24 protein-coding genes are annotated in these 23,941 nt (G+C 62.3%); 12 read left to right on the forward strand and 12 right to left on the reverse strand.

From position 1 onward, the window contains the following. The first annotated feature begins 34 nt into the window (after positions 1 to 34). Positions 35 to 922, forward strand: coding sequence for a lysophospholipid acyltransferase (locus OZ428_RS00065; RefSeq protein ID WP_269132383.1), 888 nt, complete (start codon positions 35 to 37; stop codon positions 920 to 922). Positions 923 to 994: 72 nt separating this feature from the next. Here OZ428_RS00065 and OZ428_RS00070 read toward each other — a convergent pair whose 3' ends face one another. The 5 genes from OZ428_RS00070 to def all read right to left on the reverse strand — a co-directional run bounded on the left by OZ428_RS00070 (position 995) and on the right by def (position 5,551). Further along, positions 995 to 1,303, reverse strand: a complete 309-nt coding sequence (locus tag OZ428_RS00070; protein ID WP_038847372.1) for a tetratricopeptide repeat protein — start codon at positions 1,301 to 1,303, stop codon at positions 995 to 997. 19 nt (positions 1,304 to 1,322) lie between these two features. Continuing rightward, positions 1,323 to 2,696, reverse strand: coding sequence for a Trk system potassium transporter TrkA (gene trkA, locus OZ428_RS00075; protein WP_010207735.1), 1,374 nt, complete (start codon positions 2,694 to 2,696; stop codon positions 1,323 to 1,325). Positions 2,697 to 2,718: 22 nt separating this feature from the next. Then, entirely contained in the window at positions 2,719 to 4,029 is a 1,311-nt protein-coding gene (gene rsmB / locus OZ428_RS00080; protein WP_269132384.1) for a 16S rRNA (cytosine(967)-C(5))-methyltransferase RsmB, read from the reverse strand. Next, positions 4,026 to 4,976, reverse strand: a complete 951-nt coding sequence (fmt, locus tag OZ428_RS00085) for a methionyl-tRNA formyltransferase (protein ID WP_269132385.1) — start codon at positions 4,974 to 4,976, stop codon at positions 4,026 to 4,028. The genes rsmB and fmt overlap by 4 nt, the downstream gene beginning before the upstream one ends. Before the next feature lie 68 nt (positions 4,977 to 5,044). Next, positions 5,045 to 5,551, reverse strand: a complete 507-nt coding sequence (gene def, locus OZ428_RS00090) for a peptide deformylase (protein ID WP_016978734.1) — start codon at positions 5,549 to 5,551, stop codon at positions 5,045 to 5,047. 135 nt (positions 5,552 to 5,686) lie between these two features. Between def and OZ428_RS00095 the strand changes: the two genes are divergently transcribed. The 3 genes from OZ428_RS00095 to OZ428_RS00105 all read left to right on the forward strand — a co-directional run bounded on the left by OZ428_RS00095 (position 5,687) and on the right by OZ428_RS00105 (position 8,233). Next, on the forward strand, positions 5,687 to 6,463 hold the full coding sequence (locus OZ428_RS00095) for a peptidoglycan-binding protein (RefSeq protein WP_269132386.1): 777 nt from the start codon (positions 5,687 to 5,689) through the stop codon (positions 6,461 to 6,463). Between the two features lie 63 nt (positions 6,464 to 6,526). Further along, positions 6,527 to 7,621, forward strand: a complete 1,095-nt coding sequence (gene dprA / locus OZ428_RS00100; RefSeq protein WP_269132387.1) for a DNA-processing protein DprA — start codon at positions 6,527 to 6,529, stop codon at positions 7,619 to 7,621. Between the two features lie 54 nt (positions 7,622 to 7,675). Next, positions 7,676 to 8,233 (forward strand): L-threonylcarbamoyladenylate synthase, encoded by a 558-nt coding sequence (locus tag OZ428_RS00105; RefSeq protein WP_003170728.1) that lies wholly within the window; start codon positions 7,676 to 7,678, stop codon positions 8,231 to 8,233. Between the two features lie 131 nt (positions 8,234 to 8,364). Here OZ428_RS00105 and OZ428_RS00110 read toward each other — a convergent pair whose 3' ends face one another. Next, positions 8,365 to 9,342, reverse strand: coding sequence for a quinone oxidoreductase family protein (locus tag OZ428_RS00110; protein ID WP_033900454.1), 978 nt, complete (start codon positions 9,340 to 9,342; stop codon positions 8,365 to 8,367). Between the two features lie 159 nt (positions 9,343 to 9,501). On the opposite strand from OZ428_RS00110, the gene hemF reads away from it, so the two are divergent. Next, positions 9,502 to 10,434: an oxygen-dependent coproporphyrinogen oxidase gene (gene hemF, locus OZ428_RS00115; RefSeq protein ID WP_033900452.1), complete on the forward strand. Its 933-nt coding sequence runs from the start codon at positions 9,502 to 9,504 to the stop codon at positions 10,432 to 10,434. Further along, positions 10,434 to 11,255 carry a shikimate dehydrogenase gene (gene aroE, locus OZ428_RS00120; protein ID WP_061434721.1) on the forward strand — a complete coding sequence of 274 codons (822 nt, stop codon included), beginning with the start codon at positions 10,434 to 10,436 and terminating at the stop codon, positions 11,253 to 11,255. The genes hemF and aroE overlap by 1 nt, the downstream gene beginning before the upstream one ends. Here aroE and OZ428_RS00125 read toward each other — a convergent pair whose 3' ends face one another. The 3 genes from OZ428_RS00125 to betC form a co-directional block, all read right to left on the reverse strand. Continuing rightward, a complete protein-coding gene (locus OZ428_RS00125) occupies positions 11,256 to 12,824 on the reverse strand; it encodes a SulP family inorganic anion transporter (protein ID WP_269132388.1) in 1,569 nt (522 codons plus the stop codon). It lies immediately after the preceding gene. A gap of 132 nt (positions 12,825 to 12,956) precedes the next feature. Continuing rightward, on the reverse strand, positions 12,957 to 13,871 hold the full coding sequence (choX, locus tag OZ428_RS00130) for a choline ABC transporter substrate-binding protein (protein ID WP_033900446.1): 915 nt from the start codon (positions 13,869 to 13,871) through the stop codon (positions 12,957 to 12,959). A gap of 15 nt (positions 13,872 to 13,886) precedes the next feature. Next, on the reverse strand, positions 13,887 to 15,401 hold the full coding sequence (betC, locus tag OZ428_RS00135; RefSeq protein WP_133079509.1) for a choline-sulfatase: 1,515 nt from the start codon (positions 15,399 to 15,401) through the stop codon (positions 13,887 to 13,889). Between the two features lie 103 nt (positions 15,402 to 15,504). Here betC and OZ428_RS00140 point away from each other — a divergent pair, with 103 nt between their 5' ends. The 6 genes from OZ428_RS00140 (at position 15,505) to OZ428_RS00165 (ending at position 21,069) form a co-directional block, all read left to right on the forward strand. Further along, a complete protein-coding gene (locus tag OZ428_RS00140; RefSeq protein ID WP_133079510.1) occupies positions 15,505 to 16,455 on the forward strand; it encodes a choline sulfate utilization transcriptional regulator in 951 nt (316 codons plus the stop codon). A gap of 31 nt (positions 16,456 to 16,486) precedes the next feature. Further along, positions 16,487 to 16,816, forward strand: coding sequence for a DOPA 4,5-dioxygenase family protein (locus OZ428_RS00145; protein WP_028618611.1), 330 nt, complete (start codon positions 16,487 to 16,489; stop codon positions 16,814 to 16,816). Positions 16,817 to 16,912: 96 nt separating this feature from the next. After that, positions 16,913 to 17,872 carry a 2-dehydro-3-deoxygalactonokinase gene (locus OZ428_RS00150; protein WP_269132389.1) on the forward strand — a complete coding sequence of 320 codons (960 nt, stop codon included), beginning with the start codon at positions 16,913 to 16,915 and terminating at the stop codon, positions 17,870 to 17,872. Between the two features lies 1 nt (position 17,873). Then, a complete protein-coding gene (locus OZ428_RS00155) occupies positions 17,874 to 18,494 on the forward strand; it encodes a 2-dehydro-3-deoxy-6-phosphogalactonate aldolase (protein ID WP_061434730.1) in 621 nt (206 codons plus the stop codon). 47 nt (positions 18,495 to 18,541) lie between these two features. Next, on the forward strand, positions 18,542 to 19,690 hold the full coding sequence (dgoD, locus tag OZ428_RS00160) for a galactonate dehydratase (protein ID WP_269132390.1): 1,149 nt from the start codon (positions 18,542 to 18,544) through the stop codon (positions 19,688 to 19,690). 68 nt (positions 19,691 to 19,758) lie between these two features. Beyond that, on the forward strand, positions 19,759 to 21,069 hold the full coding sequence (locus tag OZ428_RS00165; RefSeq protein WP_133079513.1) for an MFS transporter: 1,311 nt from the start codon (positions 19,759 to 19,761) through the stop codon (positions 21,067 to 21,069). A 191-nt stretch (positions 21,070 to 21,260) separates the two neighbouring features. On the opposite strand, the gene OZ428_RS00170 is transcribed toward OZ428_RS00165, so the two are convergent. The 3 genes from OZ428_RS00170 to trpB all read right to left on the reverse strand — a co-directional run bounded on the left by OZ428_RS00170 (position 21,261) and on the right by trpB (position 23,873). Continuing rightward, a complete protein-coding gene (locus OZ428_RS00170; RefSeq protein ID WP_269132392.1) occupies positions 21,261 to 21,701 on the reverse strand; it encodes an anti-virulence regulator CigR family protein in 441 nt (146 codons plus the stop codon). Positions 21,702 to 21,837: 136 nt separating this feature from the next. Continuing rightward, positions 21,838 to 22,647, reverse strand: coding sequence for a tryptophan synthase subunit alpha (gene trpA, locus OZ428_RS00175; protein ID WP_269132393.1), 810 nt, complete (start codon positions 22,645 to 22,647; stop codon positions 21,838 to 21,840). Beyond that, on the reverse strand, positions 22,647 to 23,873 hold the full coding sequence (trpB, locus tag OZ428_RS00180; protein ID WP_269132394.1) for a tryptophan synthase subunit beta: 1,227 nt from the start codon (positions 23,871 to 23,873) through the stop codon (positions 22,647 to 22,649). The genes trpA and trpB overlap by 1 nt, the downstream gene beginning before the upstream one ends. Positions 23,874 to 23,941 lie beyond the last annotated feature (68 nt).

Here is a 23,941-nt window from a genome sequence, read left to right on the forward strand (position 1 = left end):
GGCTTTGCGCACCACACACGATCAGGAGTGAACTGTGGAAAAGTTGAAAGGCGCCTTGCTGGTAGGTGCTCTCCGGTTGTTTGCCCTGCTGCCCTGGCGCGCTGTCCAGGCCTTCGGCACGGCGATTGGCTGGATCATGTGGAAAACCCCCAACCGCTCCCGCGACACGGTGCGGATCAACCTGTCCAAATGCTTCCCGGACATGGACCCCGTCGAGCGTGAAGCTTTAGTCGGCCGCAGCCTGATGGACATCGGCAAGTCCCTGACCGAAAGCGCCTGCGCCTGGATCTGGCCGGCCCAGCGTTCCATCGACCTGGTGCGTGAAGTCGAAGGCCTGGAGGTGCTGCACGACGCCCTGGCCTCGGGCAAAGGCGTGGTCGGCATCACCAGCCACCTGGGCAACTGGGAAGTGCTGAACCATTTCTATTGCAGCCAGTGCAAACCGATCATTTTCTACCGCCCGCCCAAGCTCAAGGCGGTGGATGAGTTGCTGCGCAAGCAGCGCGTGCAACTGGGCAACCGCGTGGCGGCGTCGACCAAGGAAGGCATCCTCAGCGTGATCAAGGAAGTGCGCAAAGGCGGCCAGGTAGGCATTCCGGCGGATCCTGAGCCGGCGGAATCCGCGGGGATCTTCGTGCCGTTCTTTGCCACCCAGGCGCTGACCAGCAAATTCGTGCCGAACATGCTTGCCGGTCACAAGGCCGTCGGCGTGTTCCTGCACGCGCTGCGGCTGCCGGATGGTTCGGGTTACAAAGTGATTCTGGAAGCGGCACCGGAAGACATGTACAGCACCGACACTGCTACGTCCTGTGCGGCGATGAGCAAGGTGGTGGAGCGTTATGTCGGCGCTTATCCGAGCCAGTACATGTGGAGCATGAAGCGCTTCAAGAAACGCCCGCCGGGTGAGGAGCGGTGGTATTGATGCCGGCTTGACACTTGTAGTGAGCGAGCTTGCCTGGCGCGAGGCAAGCTCGCTCACTACAAAAGCACGCGTTTACACGCGGTCGAGTTTCTTCAGGAACACCGCCATTTCTTTTTCGGCCTGCTTGTCGCCGTGAGCCTGGGCCGCTTCGATGCCCTTCTCCCACGCCAGCCGCGCCGCTGCACGATCTTCCAGCCCCAACTGCGCCTTACCCAACAACTTCCACGCCGCCGAATACTTGGGGTCGAACTCCACGCATTTCTGCAGATGCTCGGCCGCCTTGGCGTTGTCCTTCAGGTCCAGATAACCCTTGCCCAAACCAAAACGCAGCAGGGAATTATCCACACCCTTGGCGAGCATTTTTTCCAGGGATTCGAGCATGCAGGCGTACTCCGTTGTGTCAGAAAAAGCTCAGGCCCACGTGGAACAGTTTTTCCACATCGCGGATATGTTTCTTGTCCACCAGGAACAGAATCACATGGTCCCCGGTTTCGATCACCGTATCGTCGTGGGCAATGATCACCTCTTCGTCACGAATGATCGCGCCAATGGTGGTGCCCGGCGGCAAGCCGATATCGCGGATGGCCTTGCCGATCACCTTGCTCGACTTGGAATCACCGTGGGCAATCGCCTCGATAGCCTCTGCCGCACCCCGGCGCAGGGAGTGCACGCTGACGATGTCGCCACGGCGCACGTGGGCCAGCAAGGTGCCGATGGTCGCCAACTGCGGGCTGATGGCGATGTCGATATCGCCACCCTGGATCAGGTCCACATAAGCCGGGTTGTTGATGATGGTCATCACCTTCTTCGCGCCCAGCCGCTTGGCCAGCAGCGATGACATGATGTTGGCTTCGTCATCGTTGGTCAGGGCCAGGAAGATATCCGCGTCGGCGATGTTCTCTTCCATCAGCAGGTCGCGGTCAGAAGCACTGCCTTGCAGTACGACGGTGCTGTCGAGGGTGTCGGATAAATGCCGGCAACGTGCCGGACTCATCTCGATGATCTTCACCTGGTAGCGGCTTTCGATGGCTTCGGCCAAACGCTCGCCGATCTGCCCGCCGCCTGCGATGACGATGCGTTTATAGGTCTCGTCGAGGCGGCGCATTTCGCTCATGACGGCACGAATATTCGCCTTGGCGGCGATGAAAAACACTTCGTCGTCGGCCTCGATCACCGTGTCGCCCTGGGGCAGGATCGGTCGGTCGCGTCGGAAAATCGCCGCGACGCGGGTTTCCACATTCGGCATGTGCTCGCGCAACTGGCGCAGTTGCTGGCCCACCAACGGGCCGCCGTAGTAGGCCTTTACGGCGACCAGTTGCGCCTTGCCGCCGGCGAAGTCGATCACCTGCAAGGCTCCCGGAATCTCGATCAGGCGCTTGATGTAGTGGGTCACCACCTGTTCAGGGCTGATCAGCACGTCGACAGGAATCGCGTCGTTGTCGAACAGCCCGGCGCGGGTCAGGTAGGCCGCCTCGCGTACACGGGCGATTTTGGTCGGGGTGTGGAACAGGGTATGGGCGACCTGGCAGGCGACCATGTTGGTTTCGTCGCTGTTGGTCACCGCCACCAGCATGTCGGCATCGTCGGCACCGGCCTGGCGCAGCACCGTCGGGAACGATGCGCGGCCTTGCACGGTGCGGATGTCGAGGCGGTCGCCCAGGTTGCGCAGACGCTCGCTGTCGGTGTCGACCACCGTGATGTCGTTGGCTTCGCTGGCCAAATGTTCGGCCAGCGTGCCGCCGACCTGCCCTGCCCCAAGGATGATGATTTTCATCCGGTCACTCCCTTAAAACCATTCAGCCGCGCGCGGCGGCGATCTTGATCAGTTTGGCGTAGTAGAAGCCGTCGTGTCCGCCTTCTTGTGCGAGCAACTGACGGCCATGGGGCTGCTTGATGCCGGCCATGGTGGCGAGGTCCAGCTCCCGGGCGCCGCTGGTGCGGGCGAGGAAGGCTTCGATCACCTCGGTGTTTTCCGTCGGCAAGGTGGAACAGGTGGCGTAGAGCAGGATGCCGCCGACTTCCAGGGTCGGCCACATGGCGTCGAGCAGTTCGCCTTGGAGCACGGCCAGGGCGGCGATGTCGTCGGGTTGGCGGGTGAGCTTGATGTCCGGGTGGCGGCGGATCACACCGGTGGCCGAACACGGCGCATCGAGCAGGATGCGCTGGAACGGCTTGCCGTCCCACCAGGTGGCGGTGTCACGGCCGTCGGCGGCGATCAGTTCGGCGCTGAGGCCCAGGCGCGCCAAGTTCTCGCGCACGCGCACCAGACGTTTGGCTTCCAGGTCGACAGCGACCACACCGGCCAGGTCTTTTTCGACTTCCAGAATGTGACAGGTCTTACCGCCTGGCGCGCAGCAGGCGTCGAGCACGCGTTGACCGGGTGCCAGGTCGAGCAGGTCGGCAGCCAGTTGTGCGGCCTCGTCCTGGACGCTGATCCAGCCTTCTGCAAAGCCCGGCAGGCTGCGTACATCGGCGGCGGCTTCGAGCACGATGCCGTCGACGCTGTACACGCACGGCGTGGCGTTGATACCGGCCTCGGTGAGCAATTGCAGGTAGGCGTCACGGCTGTGATGGCGACGATTGACCCGCAGGATCATCGGCGGGTGCGCATTGTTCGCCGCGCAAATAGCTTCCCATTGCTCCGGCCAGAAGGCTTTCAGGGACTTTTGCAGCCAGCGCGGGTGGGCGGTGCGCACCACCGGGTCATGTTCCAGCTCGGCCAGCAGCGCTTCGCTTTCGCGCTGGGCACGGCGCAGCACGGCGTTGAGCAGGGCCTTGGCCCAGGGTTTTTTCAGCTTGTCGGCGCAACCGACGGTTTCACCGATAGCGGCGTGGGCGGGCACGCGGGTGTAGAGCAGTTGATAGAGGCCGACCAGCAACAGCGCTTCCACATCCGCATCGGCCGCCTTGAACGGCTTTTGCAGCAACTTGGTTGCCAATGCCGACAAGCGTGGCTGCCAGCGGGCCGTGCCAAAGGCCAGGTCCTGGGTGAAACCGCGATCGCGATCTTCGACCTTGTCCAGTTGGGTCGGCAACGAACTGTTCAGCGAAGCCTTGCCTTGGAGGACGGCAGCGAGAGCCTTGGCGGCGGCCAGACGTGGGTTCATTGCGCTGCCCCGAGGAGAGTACCCACGGCAAATTTCTCACGACGGCTGTTGAACAAATCGCTGAAATTGAGCGCCTTGCCACCGGGCAATTGCAGACGAGTCAGACACAACGCCTGTTCTCCGCAGGCGACCAGCAGGCCGTCCTTGCTGGCGCCGATGATCTCACCGGGAGCGCCTTTGCCCTCGGCCAAGGTGGCGGCCAACACTTTCAAGGCTTCGCCGTTGAGGGTGCTGTGGCAGATCGGCCACGGGTTGAACGCACGCACCAGACGCTCCAGCTCCACGGCCGGGCGGCTCCAGTCGATGCGCGCTTCGTCTTTGTTCAGTTTGTGGGCGTAAGTGGCCAGGCTGTCGTCCTGCACTTCACCTTCCAGGGTGCCCGCAGCCAGGCCGGCGATGGCCTGGATCACGGCGGGCGGGCCCAGCTCGGCAAGGCGGTCGTGCAGGCTGCCACCGGTGTCTTCGCCAGTGATCGGCGTAGTGACCTTGAGCAGCATCGGGCCGGTGTCCAGGCCGGCTTCCATGCGCATTACGGTCACGCCGCTTTCGCTGTCACCGGCTTCCACGGCGCGCTGGATCGGCGCCGCACCGCGCCAGCGAGGCAGCAGCGAGGCATGGCTGTTGATGCAACCCAGGCGTGGGATATCCAGCACCACTTGCGGCAGGATCAAGCCGTAGGCCACCACCACCAACAGGTCCGGCTTCAGCGCCGCCAGTTCGGCCTGGGCCTCGGCGTTGCGCAGGGTCGGCGGTTGCAGCACGGGGATGTTGTGCTCCACCGCCAACTGCTTGACCGGGCTCGGCATCAGTTTTTGCCCACGACCGGCCGGGCGATCCGGCTGGGTGTACACCGCGACGATGTCATAAGGGCTGGCAAGCAGGGCCTTGAGGTGTTCGGCGGCAAATTCAGGCGTGCCGGCAAAAACAATGCGCAGTGGCTCGGTCATGGGAGGTCTCGGTTAAAAGCAGTCACAAAAGAAAAAGGCTTGCCGCAGCAAGCCTTTGGAAGGGGGCATCAAGCTTGCTGGCGATGCTTTTTTTCCAGCTTCTTCTTGATCCGGTCGCGCTTGAGCGTGGACAGGTAATCGACAAACAGCTTGCCGTTGAGGTGGTCGCATTCGTGCTGGATGCACACTGCCAGCAGGCCTTCGGCAATCAGCTCGAACGGCTTGCCGTCGCGGTCCAGGGCCTTGATCTTCACGCGCAGCGGGCGCTCGACGTTCTCGTAGAACTCCGGCACGGAGAGGCAGCCTTCCTGGTATTCGCCCATCTCGTCGGTCAGCGGTTCGAACTCCGGGTTGATGTACACCATCGGTTCGCTGCGATCTTCCGACAGGTCCATGACCACGACGCGCTGATGCACGTTGACCTGGGTCGCGGCGAGGCCGATACCCGGGGCTTCATACATTGTTTCAAACATGTCATCGACCAACTGACGAACCTTGTCGTCCACTACGGCCACCGGTTTGGCGATCGTGCGCAGGCGCGAGTCGGGGAATTCGAGGATGTTCAAAATAGCCATAAGCGTAATTGCTGCACATGTGAGGTAGAGGCAAATCGGCGTTGGGATGGACCCACACGACCGGTGTGAAACCCTTAAAAGCCGCGAAGGCCAGGGCATTTCACGCGAACGCACATAATAAAGGAGATTCACCCCATGAGGAAATCGCTACTCGTCTTGCTGCTGTGGGCCCCGTTTTCCATGGCCCTGCTGCCCCCGCCCGTCCAGCGCCTGGAACAACCGACGCAACAGGCTATCCAGCGCTTCCTGTTGCATAACCGCATCCTTGATACACCCCAGGACCTGGACAATGCGCCGTACATCGTTGCTGCCGAGGCTGGTCGGGTGCTCGGCGCCATTGGCGAGCGGGTGTATGCCAGGGGCAACCTGGACCCTTCCCAGCCCAACTACGGCATATTCCGACGCGGCAAGGCCTACACCGACCCGCAGACCCGAGAGCTGTTGGGGATCAACGCCGACGATATCGGCACTGCCCGTTTTATCACCGCGGGCGACCTCACCACCCTGGCTGTGCAGCGTATCACCCAGGAGGTGCGCCCCGGTGACCGCCTGCTGCGTGCGCAAACACCCGTCGACCCGGCCGCTCTTGCTGTCACGCCTACGGCCGCCTTTATCGAAGGTCAGATCATCGATATTCCCAAGGGCGTGACCCAGATCGGCGTGCTGGATGCCGTAACCCTGAACAAAGGCCGGCGTGACGGCCTGGTCGAAGGCCAACTCCTCAGCGTGATCAAGACCGGCGCCACGGTGCGCGACCGCCTGACCGGCGCGCCAACGAAACTGCCCGACGAGCGCGCCGGCACCCTGCTGGTGTTTCGCACCTACGAAAAGCTCAGTTACGGCCTGGTGCTCAATGCCTCACGACCGCTGGCGGTGATGGACCGCTTCGAGACTGCTCATCAAACACAATGAATAGCCTGCTAAATAAGTTACCAACAGAGTTATCCACAGCTTGTTACGGTCAAGGATGATCAGATGTTTCCGACAAATAGCCATGAAATTTCCCCATCAGAACTGGAAGCCCGACTACGCTTGCACAGGCTGCCGGAACTGGGTCAGAAACGTTTTCGCTTGTTGATCGAAGCGTTCGGCTCTGCCTCAAAAGCCATCAGTGCGCCTGCCAGCGCCTGGCGTTCACTCGGGCTGCCGGCCATCAGCGCCGATGCCCGGCGCAGTCATGAAATTCGCGATGCTGCCAGCGAGGCTTTGGCCTGGCTGGCCTGCCCGGCCCAGCATTTGCTGATGTGGGACCAGCCGGACTACCCTGCACTGCTTGCCCAGATTGATGATGCGCCGCCGCTGTTATTCGTCGCCGGTGACCCTGCAATCCTGGAAAAACCGCAACTGGCGATAGTCGGCAGCCGCCGTGCATCGCGTCCCGGTATGGACACGGCGGCGGCGTTTTCGCGCAGCTTGGCGAGCGCCGGTTTTGTCATCACCAGTGGCCTTGCGTTAGGCATTGACGGTGCAGCGCATCAGGCGGCATTGGATGTGGGCGGCCAGACAATCGGCGTGCTCGGCACCGGGCTGGAAAATTTTTATCCACAGCGCCACCGACGGCTGGCAGCGGCGATGATTGACCAAGGCAGCGCGGTGGTTTCCGAGTTCCCCCTGGATGCGCCGCCCCAGGCGGGTAACTTTCCCCGACGCAATCGGATCATCAGTGGCTTGTCCCTGGGCGTGCTGGTGGTGGAAGCCAGCATGGCCAGCGGTTCGCTGATCACGGCGAAACTGGCGGCCGAGCAAGGGCGCGAGGTGTATGCGATTCCAGGCTCCATCCATCATCCCGGCGCCAAGGGCTGTCATCAGTTGATCCGCGAGGGCGCGGTGCTGGTGGAGACTATCGAACACATCCTGGAAGGTTTGCGTGGTTGGCAGGCATTGTCCCGCCCAGCGCCGATGCCGGTTGTGCATCCGTTGGTGGCGTTGCTGCACGCGGCGCCTCACACCAGCGAAGCCCTGGCGATTGCCAGTGGACGGCCGTTGTCCCAGGTGCTGGCGACGCTTACGGAGCTTGAGCTCGAAGGCCAGGTCATCTGCGAAAGCGGGCGCTGGCTTGCACGCTGCTAGGTTTTGTAAAGAAGATCGGTAAACTGCGCAGAGCTTTAGTCTGGAGAGTGAACAATGGTCAACCGGTGGCGTGTGCTGGAAACCGCACGAGAAATTCGCGCAGGCGCGGTGATTGCCTATCCAACCGAAGCGGTTTGGGGCCTGGGCTGCGATCCGTGGAACGAAGAAGCAGTAGACCGTTTGCTCGCCATCAAGAACCGTTCGGTGGACAAGGGCCTGATCCTGGTGGCGGACAATATCCGTCAGTTCGACTTTCTGTTCGAAGACTTCCCGCAGGACTGGATCGACCGCATGGCCAGCACTTGGCCAGGGCCTAACACCTGGCTGGTGCCCCATCAGGACTTGTTGCCGGAGTGGGTGACGGGTGTGCACGACACCGTTGCCCTGCGGGTGACTGACCATCCGCTGGTACGGGATTTGTGCTCGCTGGTGGGGCCGTTGATTTCTACTTCGGCCAACCCGCAAGGGCGCCCGGCGGCGCGCACGCGGATTCGCGTGGAGCAATACTTCCGTGGCCAGGTGGACCTGGTGTTGGGTGGCGCCCTGGGTGGGCGCAAGAACCCGAGCCTGATTCGGGATTTGGTGACCGGCGAAGTGGTGCGGCCTTCCTGAGACCGAGGTGCGGCCTTCGCGGGCAAGCCCGGCTCCCACACTTGATCAGTGTTGTTCATGACAACGCGGTCAAATGTGGGAGCCGGGCTTGCCCGCGATGAGGCCCTTACAGGCTCCAGATATCCATTGTCTTACGGCAGCAAAATAGTCGACCCAGTCGTCCTGCGCCCCGACAACTCCGTCTGCGCCTTCGCCGCCTCCGCCAGCGCATACCGCTGGTTGATATCAATGCGCACCTTGCCGCTCTGGATCATCGAAAACAGGTCATCCGCCATCGCCTGCAGGTTTTGCGGGTTGTTGGCATAGGTCGCCAGGGTCGGCCGGGTCACGTACAGCGAGCCCTTGGCCGACAGAATCCCCAAGTTCACCCCATCCACCGCGCCGGACGCATTGCCGAAACTCACCACCAGCCCACGTGGCGCCACGCTGTCCAGCGAGGTCAGCCAGGTGTCCTTGCCGACGCCGTCGTACACCACCGGCACTTTTTTGCCGTCGGTCAATTCCAACACGCGCTGTGCGACGTCTTCCTTGCTGTAGTCGATGGTTTCCCAGGCACCGAGGGATTTGGCCAGGGCGGCTTTTTCCGGCGAACTCACAGTACCGATCAGCTTTACACCCAGAGCCTTGGCCCATTGGCAGGCCAGGGAGCCGACGCCACCGGCAGCGGCGTGGAACAGGATGGTTTCGCCGCCCTTCAGTTCATAGGTCTGGCGCAGCAGGTACTGCACGGTCAGGCCTTTGAGCATGGCGCCGGCGGCTTGTTCGAAGCTGATGTCATCCGGCAGGTGCACAAGGTTGGCGGCGGGCAGCACATGCAGTTGGCTGTAGGCGCCCAGCGGGCCGCTGCCGTAGGCCACGCGGTCACCGACCTTGAATTGGGTGACTTCGCTGCCGACTGCGTCGACCACACCGGCGCCCTCTGCGCCCAACCCCGATGGCAATGCGGGCGGTGCGTAAAGGCCACTGCGGAAATAGGTGTCGATGAAGTTCAGGCCAATCGCCTCGTTACGCACGCGAACCTGCTGCGGGCCGGGCTCTGCCGGCGTGTAGTCCACATACTCAAGCACTTCGGGGCCGCCATGGGCGCTGAACTGGATACGTTTGGCCATCTGCACTTCTCCTGGGTTCGAATCGCGTAGCCCCCTATCGGACTCCTAAGCTTGATCTTCGTCAACTGCGGCGCAACCGGGTGCAGTGGTATCCTGTGCGCCCATTTGCCGCCGACGCCCAATGGCCTCGCGTAGCTTTGCCCGATTCAAGGTGATGCCATGACTACCCGCACCGAGGCTGTAAAGGCCTACCTGCTTGACCTGCAAGACCGCATTTGCAGCGCCCTGGAAACCTTCGAGACGGACACTCGCTTTATCGAAGACGCCTGGACCCGGCCTGCCGGCGGCGGCGGACGCACCCGTGTGATCGAAAACGGTTCGGTGATCGAAAAAGGCGGCGTCAACTTTTCCCACGTGTTTGGCAGCGGTCTCCCACCATCTGCCAGCGCGCATCGCCCTGAATTGGCCGGTCGCGGCTTTGAAGCCCTGGGTGTGTCGCTGGTGATTCATCCGCACAACCCACACGTACCGACTTCCCACGCCAATGTGCGCTTTTTCATCGCTGAAAAAGAAGGCGAAGAGCCGGTGTGGTGGTTCGGCGGCGGCTTCGACCTCACGCCTTACTACGGCAATGAAGAAGACTGCATCCACTGGCACCGCGTGGCAGAGCAGGCCTGTGCGCCGTTCGGTCCAGACGTGTACTCGCGCTACAAAGCCTGGTGCGACACCTACTTCCACATCAAGCACCGCAACGAACCGCGCGGCATCGGCGGCCTGTTCTTCGATGACCTGAACGAGTGGGACTTCGACACCTGCTTCGCCTTCATCCGCGCCATCGGCGATGCCTACATCGACGCCTACCTGCCGATCGTGCAGCGCCGCAAGGCCACCGCCTACACCGAGCAGCAGCGCGAATTCCAGGAGTTCCGTCGCGGCCGCTACGTGGAATTCAACCTGGTCTACGACCGTGGCACCCTGTTTGGCCTGCAATCGGGCGGCCGCACCGAATCGATCCTGATGTCGCTGCCGCCGCAAGTGCGCTGGAGCTACGACTGGAAGGCCGAGGCCGGTAGTGAAGAAGCGCGCCTCACCGACTACTTCCTGCAAGACCGTGATTGGCTGGGCCTGACCGCGCCCAAGGCGGCTGTCTGATGGACCGCTATGTCGTGTTCGGCAACCCCATCGGCCACAGCAAGTCACCGCTGATCCATCGCATGTTCGCCGAGCAGACCGGCGAGCAACTGGACTACAGCACCTTGCTGGCGCCGCTGGAGGATTTCACCGGCTGTGCCCGTGAGTTTTTTCTACAAGGTCGTGGCGCCAACGTCACCGTACCGTTCAAGGAAGACGCCTACCGCTTGGCCAACACCTTGACCGACCGCGCCCAACGCGCGGGCGCGGTGAACACACTGAGCAAACTCGTCGACGGCAGCCTGTTGGGCGACAACACCGACGGTGCCGGCCTGGTGCGTGACCTCACGGTTAACGCCGGGTTGAGCCTGCAAGGCAAACGCATCTTGTTGCTGGGCGCTGGTGGTGCGGTACGTGGGGCGTTGGAGCCGTTGCTGGCCGAACAGCCTGCTTCGCTGATCATCGCCAACCGCACGGTGGAAAAGGCAGAAATGCTCGCTGAGTTGTTCGACGACCTGGGCCCGGTGTCCGCCAGTGGTTTCGATTGGTTGCGTGAGCCGGTGGACGTGATCATCAACGCCACCTCCGCCAGCCTGTCAGGCGATGTACCGCCGATTGCGGGCAGTCTGATCGAACCGGGCAAGACGTTTTGCTACGACATGATGTACGCCAAGGAACCGACCGCGTTTTGCCGCTGGGCCACCGAACAAGGCGCAGCCGTGGCGATGGATGGCCTGGGCATGCTGGTGGAACAGGCGGCGGAAGCCTTCTTCCTGTGGCGCGGCGTGCGCCCGGACTCGGCGCCCGTACTGGCTGAACTACGCCGCCAGTTGGCGCTGTAATCACTCTTGGAACTGGATGGGGCAGCTGTCGGCCCCTTCCAGCTTTTTCAACTCTTCTACTACCTGCGGCCTGGCCCGACGCAATGTCAGGCTGCGCCCCAACCTGCGCAAGCGCCGCGCTTCCTGATGCAGCATCTCCACCCCGGAATAGTCGATAAAGTTGATCTGCTGCGCCTCGATCACCACCCGTTCGCCCTGCAGGCTTTGCAGGCGTACTTGCAAGTAGTGGCTGGCGCCGAAAAAGATCGAACCGCCCACCCGCAGCACATCTTCATCGCCATCGCGCCATTGCTGTACCCGTGGCTGCGAGGTGCGCTTGAGGTAGAAAAACAGCGATGCCAGCACCCCGGCGTAAATCGCTGTTTGCAGCTCCAGCAGCAAGGTGGCGACGCAGGTCAGGCTCATCACCACGAACTCGGCGCGACTGACGCGGAATAACGCGCGAATGCCGCGACGGTCCACCAAACCCCAACTGATCAGCAAGATGCTCGCGGCCATGCTCGGGATCGGAATATGGGCGATCAATGCCGCGCCAAACAGCGCAAACAGTGCCACCCACAACGCGGAAAACACGCCCGCCAACGGCGAACAGGCGCCCGCCTCGTAGCTGAGGCCGGAGCGTGTGAACGAACCGGCTGACAAATACCCGGAGAAAAATCCGCCAACGATGTTGGATAAACCCTGCGCCCGCACTTCCTGGTTGGCATCGAGCAATTGCTGCGAACGCGCCGACAGCGAGCGGGCAATCGACAAGCTGGTCACCAGCCCCAGCATACCCACCGCCACGGCGCTCGGCAGCAGGCGCAGGATCACGTCCAGGTCCATGGGCAACGGGCTGAACGGCGGGAGTTTGCCGATAAACGAACTGACCAGCGCCACGTGGCCGAACATCGCCGGCCACAGCCACGCCACCAGGCTACCCAGCGCCAAGGCGATCAACAGGGTCGGCCAGCGCGGTACGAGGTATTTGAGCAGTGCACCCACCAGCAAGGTGCCGAGCCCGAGAACGAGGGACGCGTGGTCCCATTCGCCGCTGTGATGGATCAGTGCCAGCAGGCTATTGATCGCCGTGGCCTGGCTCGGTAAATCCAGCCCCAGCAGATTGGGCAGTTGCCCGAGCGCGATCACCACGGCGGCACCCAGGGTGAAACCGAGCACCACCGAATGAGAGACAAAATTCACCAGCGCGCCAAAGCGCAGCATGCCCAGCAGCCACTGGAAAACCCCGGCGAGGAAGGTCAGCAGCAGGATCAGGGTGATGTAGTCCTGCGACCCCGGCACGGCCAACGGGCTGACACTGGCGTAGAGCACAATGGAAATCGCCGCCGTGGGACCGCAGATCAGATGCCAGGAGGAACCCCAGAGGCAGGCGATCAGCACCGGGATGATTGCGGCGTACAGGCCGTATTCGGGTGGGAGACCGGCGATCAGCGCGTAGGCAATTGACTGTGGCAAGGCGAGAACCGCGCCACTGAGGCCCACCATCGCATCCCGGCCGACACTGGCGCGGGTCTGACGCGGGAGCCAGGCGAGGAAGGGGAAGAGTGTGTGGCGGTTGGGCCGGGGCATCGCGGACTCGGTTTGAAAGGTTTGACTGAGATTATCAGGCCCAACCGTTTAGATGATGTCGGGTACCTTGTGGCGAGCGGGGCAAGCCCGCTCGCCACAGTAGGGCGCCTCCCAAGAAGGAGTGTTGGGCCTTTAGAGTTTGGCTTTTACAGCAGCCAGCGCATCCTTGCCATCCACGGTCTTCACGCCCTCCAGCCATTTATCCAATACCGCCGGGTTGGCCTTGATCCACGCTTTCGCCGCATCGGCATTGCTGACCTTGTTGTTGGCCACCTCGGCCATGATGCTGTTTTCCATGTCCTGGGTAAAACTCAGGTTGGTCAGCAGTTTTCCGACGTTCGGGCAGGCTTGTGCGTAGCCCTTGCGGGTCAAGGTATACACGCTGCCGGTGTCACCAAAGTATTTCTCGCCGCCCTTGAGGTAGTGCATTTTCAACTGCACGTTCATCGGGTGCGGGGTCCAGCCGAGGAAGGTCACGAATTTCTGCTTCTTAACCGCCCGCGACACTTCGGCGAGCATCGCCTGTTCGCTGGACTCCACCAGCTTCCACTGGCCGAGCGCGAAGTCGTTCTTCTTGATGATTTCCTGCAACGAAATATTCGCTGGCGCGCCGGAGCCGATGCCGTAGATCTTTTTGTCGAACTTGTCGGCAAATTTGTTCAGGTCGGCAAAGTCATGCACCCCGGCGTCCCACACATAATCGGGCACGGCGAGGGTGAACTCGGTGCCGTCGAGGTTTTTCGCCAGTTGCACCACGTCGCCATTGGCCACGAACTTGTCATAGAAGCCTTGCTGAGCCGGCATCCAGTTGCCCAGAAACACATCCACCTGGCCGTCCTTGAGCCCGCCAAAGGTGATCGGCACCGCCAGCGTGTCGACCTTGGGTTTGTAGCCCATGCCCGTCAGCAGAAAACCGGTGATGGCATTGGTGGCCGCAATATCGCTCCAGCCCGGATCGGCCATCTTTACCGTTTCACAACTGGCGTCTGCGTAAACATTGGCGCTTCCCAGCGCCAGGAGCCCCAGCATCACAGTTAACTTTTGCATGGCCTTCCCTCAGTGTTATTGGTTTTGGCAGGGTTGTGGATAACGTGCCTTGCGCTCCAGGTCGTCGAGGTCGATATGGTTGCGCATGTATTGCTGACTGGCGTCCACCAGTGGCTGGTGATCCCAGCTCTTCAGCTTGCCCTGGGTCAGTGCTTCAAACACCAGACGGCGGCGGCGTTGGCTGGCGAGCACCTGTTGGTGGATCGCCGGGATGTCCCATTTGGCCCGCGCCTCGTCCAGGAAGGCTGCAAACAGCGCCCGGTGCTGCGGCGACTGGCTGAGGTCTTCCTGCTCCCGTGGGTCGTTGTGTACATCGAACAGTAGACAAGGGTCGTCTTCGCTGTAGATGAATTTGTAGGCGCCCCGGCGAATCATCATCAGCGGGCTGATGGTGCCTTCGGCCATGTACTCGCCAAACACTTCGTCATGCCCGCCCTGCCCCTGCAAGTGCGGGACCAGCGAGCGGCCGTCCAGCGGCAGGCGCGGGTCCAGCTCGCCGCCGGCCAGTTCCACCAGTGTCGGCAGCAGGTCGGCGGTGGACACGGCTTTGCTCACGCGGCCTGCCGCGAACTGTCCCGGCGCACTGACCAGCAGCGGCACGCGGGCGGCCATTTCAAACCAGTGCATTTTGTACCAGAGGCCGCGTTCGCCGAGCATGTCGCCGTGGTCGCCGGAGAACACGATGATGGTGTCGTCGGCCAGGCCGGTGTCTTCCAGGGTTTGCAGCAGCTTGCCGACGTTGCTGTCGATGTAGCTGCACGCGCCGAAGTAGGCACGCCGTGCATCGCGGATCTTATCCACAGGCAGCGGCTTGTCCCACAGGTCGTAGACCTTGAGCAGACGTTGGGAATGCGGGTCGAGATCGCCTTGCGCGGGCGTTGTAGGCAACGGGATGTCGGCATCGTCGTACAGGTCCCAGAATGGTTTGGGAATGGTGTACGGGTCGTGAGGGTGAGTCATCGATACCGTCAGGCAGAACGGCTGGTCGCCGTCTTCGCGGATATGGTCGAACAGATATTGCTGCGCCTTGAACACCACCTCTTCGTCGAAATCCAGCTGGTTGGTGCGCACGCACGGCCCGGCCTGCAGCACCGACGACATGTTGTGATACCAGGTGGGGCGCACGTCCGGCTCGTCCCAGTTCACCGCCCAGCCGTAGTCGGCCGGGTAGATGTCGCTGGTCAGGCGTTCTTCATAACCGTGCAGTTGGTCTGGCCCACAGAAGTGCATCTTGCCCGACAAAGCGGTGCGATAGCCGAGGCGGCGCAGATAGTGGGCATAGGTCGGCACGTCGGCGGGGAAATCGGCGGCGTTGTCGTAGGCGCCGATCTTGCTCGGCAACTGGCCACTCACCAGGGTGAAACGCGACGGCGCGCACAACGGGCTGTTGCAATAGGCGGCATCGAATACCACGCCCTGCTCGGCGAGGCGACTCAGGTTGGGCAACTTGATAGGCGAAGAACCGTAGAACGGAAGCAACGGGGCGGCCATTTGATCGGCCATGATGAAAAGAATGTTCTTGCGCTTCATGATCTATCGGCGTTCCATAGGCGGTGTTTATGCCAATGAGCATGCAGCCCACGAAAAGTGGGGTAAAGCCCATGAAAAGCAATGTCTAGGATAAGTACAGCTTATGTATGAAGCCCTCGGTGACCTGTCCCTCGATTTGCTGCGCGCCTTCGAAGCTGCCGCACGTCATCGCAGTTTTACCGCCGCCGCGATGGAACTGGGCACCACCCAACCGGCCATCAGCCAGCAGATCAAGCGCCTGGAAGAACAGTTGGCGATCCGCCTGTTTGATCGCATCTACCGGGGCATCGAACTGACTGACGCTGGCGCCCTGTTGTTCGAGCATGTGCAAGGCGGTTTGCAGGGCATCAACCAGGGCTTGAGCCTGATCACCCAACAGGACCAGCATGAAGTGCTGCAAGTCGCCACCGACTTCGCCTTCGCCGCCTATTGGCTGATGCCGCGCCTGCATCGCTTTCACCAGGCCAACCCTCAGGTCGATGTGAGCTTGGTGACCAGCGAGCGCAACCACGCCACTTTGCGCAGCGATATCGACGTGGCGGTGCTATTTGGAGACGGCCGTTTCAAGCAGGGCGACAGCCTGTGGCTGTTCAACGAGGAAGTGTTCCCGGTGTGCAGCCCGCAGTGGCTCAAGGAACAGGCGACGCCGCTGACTGTGCAAAATTTGCACGATGTCCCCTTGCTGCACCTGCGCCAGGAAAACAACAGCCAGTGGTTCGACTGGAGCGGTGTGTTTCGCGAACTGGGCATCGCCAGCGCACCGACGCCCGGCCAATTGCGTTTCGACAATTACACCCTGTTGATCCAGGCGGCGATTGCCGGCCAGGGCGTGGCTATCGGCTGGCGGCACCTTGTGGATAACCTGCTGGAGCAGGGCTGGTTGTGCCGACCGGTGGGCGACACCGTCATCTCGCGTTTTGGCTATTACGTGGTGCAACCCCAGCGCAAACGCCGAGGGCAGTTGGTCGAGCGCTTCGTCGACTGGCTGGTGGCAGAACAAGCCAGCAGCGCGCAGTCGCTGACCGGGCTGGCCCTGCCGTCCATTGCGGTCTAGCATCTGGCGCCTATTGGATCCGGAGTCCGCCATGCAACGTATCAAGGGCTACCACGCCCATATCTACTTCGACGCCAGCACCATCGAACAGGCGCGCACCCTGTGCGAAGACGCCGCCAAACTCTTCCCGCTGCGCATGGGGCGTGTGCACGAACGACCGGTGGGCCCGCATCCGGATTGGAGCTGCCAGCTGGCGTTCGATCCCGAATACATCGGCGTGGTGCTGCCGTGGTTGGTGATCCATCGCAACGGGCTGGTGGTGTTCCTGCACCCCGAGACCGGCGATGACCTGAAGGACCACACCGACTATGCGGTGTGGATGGGAGCAATGCGGGAACTGAACTTGTCAGCCTTCTCTTAAATAAAATCCCTAAATATGGGATTGATATTTATATATTGAGACTTGCGCCCGCGTAGGTTTATATTCGCTGCATCCGCTCAGAACTCAGGTGAAGCGATGCAGGCGCAATTGATCGCGCTCGATTGGGGGACCAGCTCCCTTCGTGCTTACAAACTCGGCCCCGCAGGCACAGTGCTGGAACAGCGCTCGCTGGCGTGGGGCATCATGCATTTGCCCAGCGAACCCCGTGACATTGCCGGTGTGCGTTGCAGCAACGGCTTCGAGTTGGCGTTCGATGCGGCCTGCGGGGATTGGCTCGATGCCGAACCGGGTTTGCCGGTGATTGCCTGTGGCATGGTCGGCAGCGCCCAAGGCTGGAGCGAAGCGGCCTATCGCAATACCCCGGTCGACGTCGCCAGCCTCGGCCAGGCGCTGCATCAGGTGCACAGCCTGCGCGGCGTGGACGTGCACATCGTGCCAGGCGTGATTGAGCAGGTCGGCTTGCCCAACGTAATGCGTGGCGAAGAAACCCAAGTGCTGGGCGTGCTGCAAGGGCTGGGCGCCGATGTGTTGATCGGCCTGCCGGGCAGCCATTCCAAGTGGGTCGAGGTGGTCGACGGCTGCATCACGCACTTCGATACCTTCATGACCGGCGAGCTGTTTGCAGTGTTGAGCAAACACAGCATCCTCGGGCGGACCCAGCAACCCAGCGAACGATTCCAGGCCGAAGCCTTCGACCGAGGCGTGCACGTGGCGCTTTCCGAAGACGGCCAGCGCGGCGTGCTGTCCACCTTGTTCAGTGCCCGCACCCTGGGGCTCACCGGCGAACTCGCGCCTGACCAGCAGCCCGATTACCTGTCCGGCTTGCTTATCGGCCATGAACTCGCCGGTCTGCCCGACAGCGCCAAACACAAGCCGATCATCCTGGTCGGCGCCGCGCCCCTCTGCGCCCGTTATCAACGCGCCCTCGCCCTTTGCGGCTTTGCCCACGTCAGCCTGGCGCAGGAAGCCACCGAGCGCGGCCTGTGGCAACTGGCCGTAGCGGCCGGGCTCACTCAACCTGTATTGGAGGCCTGACATGCTCAAACAAGCACTCGCGCAAAATGGTTTGATCGCCATCCTGCGCGGCATTCGCCCGGACGAAGCCCAGGCTGTCGGCCAGGTGCTGTACCAGGCGGGGTTTCGGGTGATTGAAGTCCCGCTGAATTCGCCCGACCCTTACACCAGTATCCGCACCCTGCGCGACAGTTTGCCCGCCGATTGCCTGATCGGTGCCGGCACGGTGTTGACGCCGGAGCAGGTCGAGCAGGTAAAGGCGGCCGGTGGCCAGGTGATCGTCATGCCCCACAGCGATGCCAAGGTGTTGCGTGCCGCAAAAGCCGCGGGCCTGTTTCTGTCGCCGGGCGTGGCCACGCCGACCGAAGCCTTCGCCGCACTGGCCGAAGGCGCCGACGTGCTGAAGCTGTTCCCCGCCGAGCAAATGGGCCCTTCGGTGATCAAGGCGTGGCTGGCGGTATTGCCGGCCGGCACCTTGCTGCTGCCGGTGGGCGGCATCACCCCGGACAACATGCAGGTATTTGTCGATGCCGGCGCCAAAGGCTTCGGGTTGGGTTCCGGGTTGTTCAAACCGGGTATGACTGTGGATCAGGTAGCGAGCCGCGCCCAGGCTTATGTCGCCGCCTGGAAAGCCCTCAGCTGAATCAAGTTTCGCGCCTACCGGCGCCGCATCTATAAGAGAGATAACAGATGAAAATCACGAAATTGACGACCTTTATCGTCCCGCCGCGCTGGTGCTTCCTCAAGGTCGAAACCGACCAGGGCGTGACCGGCTGGGGTGAGCCCGTGGTCGAGGGCCGCGCCCACACCGTGGCAGCGGCTGTCGAAGAACTGTGCGACTACCTGATCGGCAAAGACCCCCGCAATATCGAAGACATCTGGACCGTGCTCTATCGCGGCGGCTTCTACCGCGGCGGCGCGGTGCACATGAGCGCCCTCGCCGGCATCGACCAGGCGCTGTGGGACATCAAGGGCAAGGCCCTCGGTGTGTCGGTCAGCGATCTGCTCGGCGGCCAGGTGCGTGACAAGATCCGCGTGTATTCCTGGATCGGCGGCGATCGCCCGGCCGACACCGCCCGCGCTGCCAAAGAGGCGGTGGCCCGTGGTTTCACGGCGGTGAAGATGAACGGCACCGAAGAACTGCAGTTCGTCGACAGCTTCGAAAAAGTCGACCTGGCCCTGGCCAACGTCGCCGCCGTGCGTGACGCGGTGGGCCCCAACGTCGGCATCGGCGTCGACTTCCATGGCCGGGTGCACAAGCCCATGGCCAAGGTGCTGATGAAGGAACTCGACCCGTACAAGCTGATGTTCATCGAAGAACCGGTGCTCAGCGAAAACTACGAAGCACTGAAAGAGCTGGCGCCGCTGACCAGCACGCCGATTGCCCTGGGCGAGCGCCTGTTCTCGCGTTGGGATTTCAAGCGTGTGCTCAGCGAAGGCTATGTCGACATCATCCAGCCGGATGCGTCCCATGCTGGTGGCATCACCGAAACCCGCAAGATCGCCAACATGGCCGAAGCCTACGACGTGGCCCTGGCCCTGCACTGCCCGCTCGGCCCGATTGCCCTGGCGGCGTGCCTGCAATTGGACGCGGTCTGCTACAACGCGTTTATCCAGGAGCAAAGCCTGGGCATTCACTACAACGAGAGCAATGACCTGCTCGACTACGTGCGCGATCCGGGCGTGTTCGACTATGACCAGGGCTTTGTGAAGATCCCCAACGGGCCGGGCCTGGGCATCGAGATCAACGAGGAATACGTAATCGAACGCGCCGCCATCGGCCATCGCTGGCGTAACCCTGTATGGCGCCACGCCGACGGCAGCTTCGCCGAGTGGTAAGCACCCTGTAGGAGCCGGGCTGCCGGCTCCTGCAAGCCCTCAATAAACATAAGAAGAGGCAACCCCCCATGCACCCTGAATCCTTCACCGGGCAGGCTTCTTTAGTCACGCCTACCCGAAAGCGCTTCTTCATCATGGTGCTGCTGTTTATCACCGTGGTGATCAACTACCTCGACCGCAGCAACCTGTCCATCGCCGCCCCGGCCCTGACCAGCGAGTTGGGGATCGACCCGGTGCACGTCGGGCTGATTTTCTCCGCGTTCGGCTGGACCTACGCCGCCATGCAGATCCCCGGCGGCTGGCTGGTGGACCGCGTGCCGCCGCGCATCCTCTACACGGCGGCCCTGCTGTTGTGGTCCATCGCCACGGTCATGCTCGGCTTCGCCGCCAGCTTTATCGCGCTGTTCGTGTTGCGCATGGCGGTGGGCGCGTTGGAAGCGCCGGCCTACCCGATCAACAGCCGTGTGGTTACCACCTGGTTCCCCGAGCGTGAGCGCGCCACGGCGATTGGCGTTTATACCTCCGGGCAATTTGTCGGGCTGGCATTCCTCACGCCGGTACTGGCCTGGCTGCAACATGCCTTTGGCTGGCACATGGTGTTTGTCGCGACCGGTGGCGTGGGCATTGTCTGGGCGGTGATCTGGTACGCGGTGTACCGCGAACCGAAGGATTTCAAAGGCGCGAATGCCGCTGAAATCGACCTGATCCGTGAAGGTGGCGGCTTGGTGGATATGCAGGAAAAAGCCGCCAAGGCGCCGTTCAGTTGGGTCGACCTGGGCATTGTGTTGAGCAAGCGCAAACTCTGGGGGATCTACCTGGGGCAGTTCTGCCTCAACTCCACGCTGTGGTTCTTCTTGACGTGGTTCCCGACCTACCTGGTGAAATATCGCGGCATGGACTTCATCAAGTCCGGCTTGCTGGCGTCATTGCCATTCCTGGCGGCGTTTGTCGGCGTGCTGTGTTCGGGGATCTTTTCCGACTGGCTGATTCGTCGCGGCGCGTCGGTGGGGTTTGCGCGCAAGTTGCCGATCATCGGCGGGCTGCTGATCTCCACGGCGATTATCGGTGCCAACTATGTGGATTCGACGGCGTGGGTGATTGCGTTCCTGGCGGTGGCGTTCTTTGGTAATGGGTTGGCGTCGATTACCTGGTCGCTGGTCTCGACCCTGGCACCGGCCCGCCTGTTGGGGCTGACCGGTGGGGTGTTCAACTTCATCGGCAACCTGTCGGCGATTGCCACGCCGATCGTGATTGGCTTTCTGGCCAGTGGCGATTCGTTTGCGCCGGCAATAACCTATATTGCGGTGCTGGCGTTGCTTGGGGCGCTCTCCTACATATTGTTGGTGGGCAAGGTCGAGCGGATCGAGTTGAACGAATAACCTGTGGTGAGAACGCTTCCTGTGGTGAGCGGGCTTGCCCCGCGCCGGGGTGCGAAGCGCCCCCAAAACCTGTAGGCGAGTAACACCTGATTAAACGCGGCGGCCTTAAATGGGGCTGCTTCGCACCCCAGCGCGGGACAAGCCCGCTCACCACAAAAAAGCCCAAGTCGCCACGAAGTCATGGCTCGGGGTTAGTTGAGGACACCGTCGAGGATCTCATAGACGATGCCCGTACCCACGGCGATCAACACCACATCCGGGCCCGAACGGCGCCATTCATAGCCGGGATACACCGGCAGGCGCGACAGGGCTCGGTTATCGAGGCGTTCGCCGTAATAACCGCGAGGCAACGGCTGGCCACGCACCAGGCGTACATTCGGCGGTGGCGGTGCGCCGCGGGCGAACTGGCCGTGGTTGTCGTGGATGATCTGGCGAACCGGGCCGAAGTCCTGGGGCGGGCCGCCGCGACGGTTGTCCTGCGGGCCGCGATGGTCATCGCCGCGTTGTTCGTGCTGGCCTTGTGGGCCGCCACGGTCAGGGCCGCCTTGGTCATAAGGCGCAGCCTGCACCAGGGCGCTGGCGCCAAGCACTAGCACACCAAGGCCGGCAATCACGGTTTTGGGCATTTTCATCGGGTATTCCTCAGGGCACGCAAACAAAAAAGGGATTTCGAACGAGGTTCGAAATCCCTTGGTCTTGCTGTTTAGGCCGTGCCCGGGCGGGTTGATTCCTCTGTATCAGGAACTTTACCTGCTGCTTACGGGGCCCTTACTTACGAGCGTTACGCACGCCTTCCGACAATGCCGCACACAGGCTCAGCACACCGTCGATGGCTTGCTGATCATTCTTGGCGTTGGCGATATGGTCGATCAGCGCCGAACCTACGACCACACCGTCAGCCAAGCGGGCGATGGCCGCCGCTTGTTCCGGCGTGCGGATACCAAAACCGATGCTGATCGGCAGGTCCGTATGGCGACGCAGGCGGGTCACGGCTTCTTCGACGTGCTCCAGGGTCGCGGCGCCGGCACCAGTCACGCCGGCCACCGATACGTAGTACACAAAGCCGGAGCTGCCATTCAGAACCGTCGGCAGACGCCCGTCATCGGTGGTCGGCGTGGTCAGGCGGATAAAGTCGATGCCTGCGGCCTGGGCCGGGTCGCACAGTTCGCCGTTATGTTCAGGTGGCATGTCGACCACGATCAGGCCGTCCACGCCGGCTGCCTTGGCGTCGGCGATGAACTGCGGCACGCCGTATTTGTGGATCGGGTTGAAGTAGCCCATCAACACCAGCGGCGTGTCGTTGTTGTCCTGGCGGAACTCGCGGACCATCTGCAGGGTTTTCACCAGGTTCTGCTTAGCGTTCAACGCGCGGATGTTGGCCAGTTGAATGGCCGGGCCGTCGGCCATCGGGTCGGTGAAGGGCATGCCCAGCTCGATCACGTCGGCGCCGGCGGCTGGCAAGCCTTTGAGGATCGCCAGCGAGGTGTCGTAGCCAGGGTCGCCAGCGGTAACGAAGGTCACCAGGGCGGCGCGATTCTGTTCTTTAAGCTGGGCGAAGCGGGTTTGCAGGCGGCTCATTAGTGTTTCTCCTGCTGAGACTGTTCCATGTGGTGCATCACGGTCTGCATGTCTTTGTCGCCACGGCCGGACAGATTGACCACCATCAGGTGATCCTTCGGCAGGGTCGGCGCGCGTTTGAAGACTTCGGCCAGGGCGTGGGCGCTTTCCAGGGCAGGAATGATCCCTTCCAGGCGGCAGCATTTGTGGAAGGCATCTAGGGCTTCATCGTCGGTCACCGAGGTGTACTGGACGCGACCGATGTCGTGCAACCACGCGTGTTCCGGGCCGATGCCGGGGTAATCCAGCCCTGCGGAGATCGAGTGGGCGTCGATGATCTGGCCGTCGTCGTCCTGCAACAGGAAGGTGCGGTTGCCGTGCAGCACGCCCGGTACGCCACCGTTGAGGCTGGCGGCGTGTTTGCCGGTTTCGATGCCGTGGCCGGCCGCTTCAACGCCGATGATCTCGACGCTGGTGTCGTCCAGGAACGGGTGGAACAGGCCCATGGCATTGGAACCGCCGCCGATGCACGCCACCAGGCTGTCCGGCAGGCGGCCTTCCTGGGCTTGCAGCTGGTCGCGGGTTTCCTTGCCGATCACGGCCTGGAAGTCGCGCACCATTGCAGGGTAAGGGTGCGGGCCGGCCACGGTGCCGATCAGGTAGAAGGTGCTGTCGACGTTGGTCACCCAGTCACGCAGGGCTTCGTTCATCGCGTCTTTCAGGGTGCCGGTGCCGGCCACCACTGGGATCACTTCGGCGCCCAGCAGCTTCATGCGGAACACGTTGGCTTGCTGGCGCTCGATGTCGGTGGTGCCCATGTAGATCACGCATTGCAGGCCGAAGCGTGCAGCCACGGTGGCAGTGGCCACGCCGTGCATGCCGGCGCCGGTCTCGGCGATGATGCGTTTCTTGCCCATGCGCCGGGCCAGCAGGATCTGGCCGATGCAGTTGTTGATCTTGTGCGCGCCGGTGTGGTTCAGCTCTTCGCGCTTGAGGTAGATCTTGGCGCCGCCGCAGAATTCGGTCAGGCGTTCGGCGTAGTACAGCGGGCTTGGACGACCGACGTAGTCACGTTGGAAGTAGGCCAATTCCTCTTTGAATGCAGGATCTTCCTTGGCCGCTTCGTATTCGCGGGCCAGGTCGAGGATCAACGGCATCAGGGTTTCAGCGACGTAGCGGCCGCCGAACGCGCCAAACAGGCCGTTGGCGTCTGGGCCGTTGCGTAGATCGGTCTGGGACTGAGTCATGGGACGCTCCAGGAAAGAAGAGGTGTGGGAAGCAATGAGGGCCACTCTACCCCTGACGTTCTACGCTG

This window comes from Pseudomonas sp. GXZC (assembly GCF_026967615.1).
Classification (GTDB): domain Bacteria; phylum Pseudomonadota; class Gammaproteobacteria; order Pseudomonadales; family Pseudomonadaceae; genus Aquipseudomonas; species Aquipseudomonas azotoformans_A.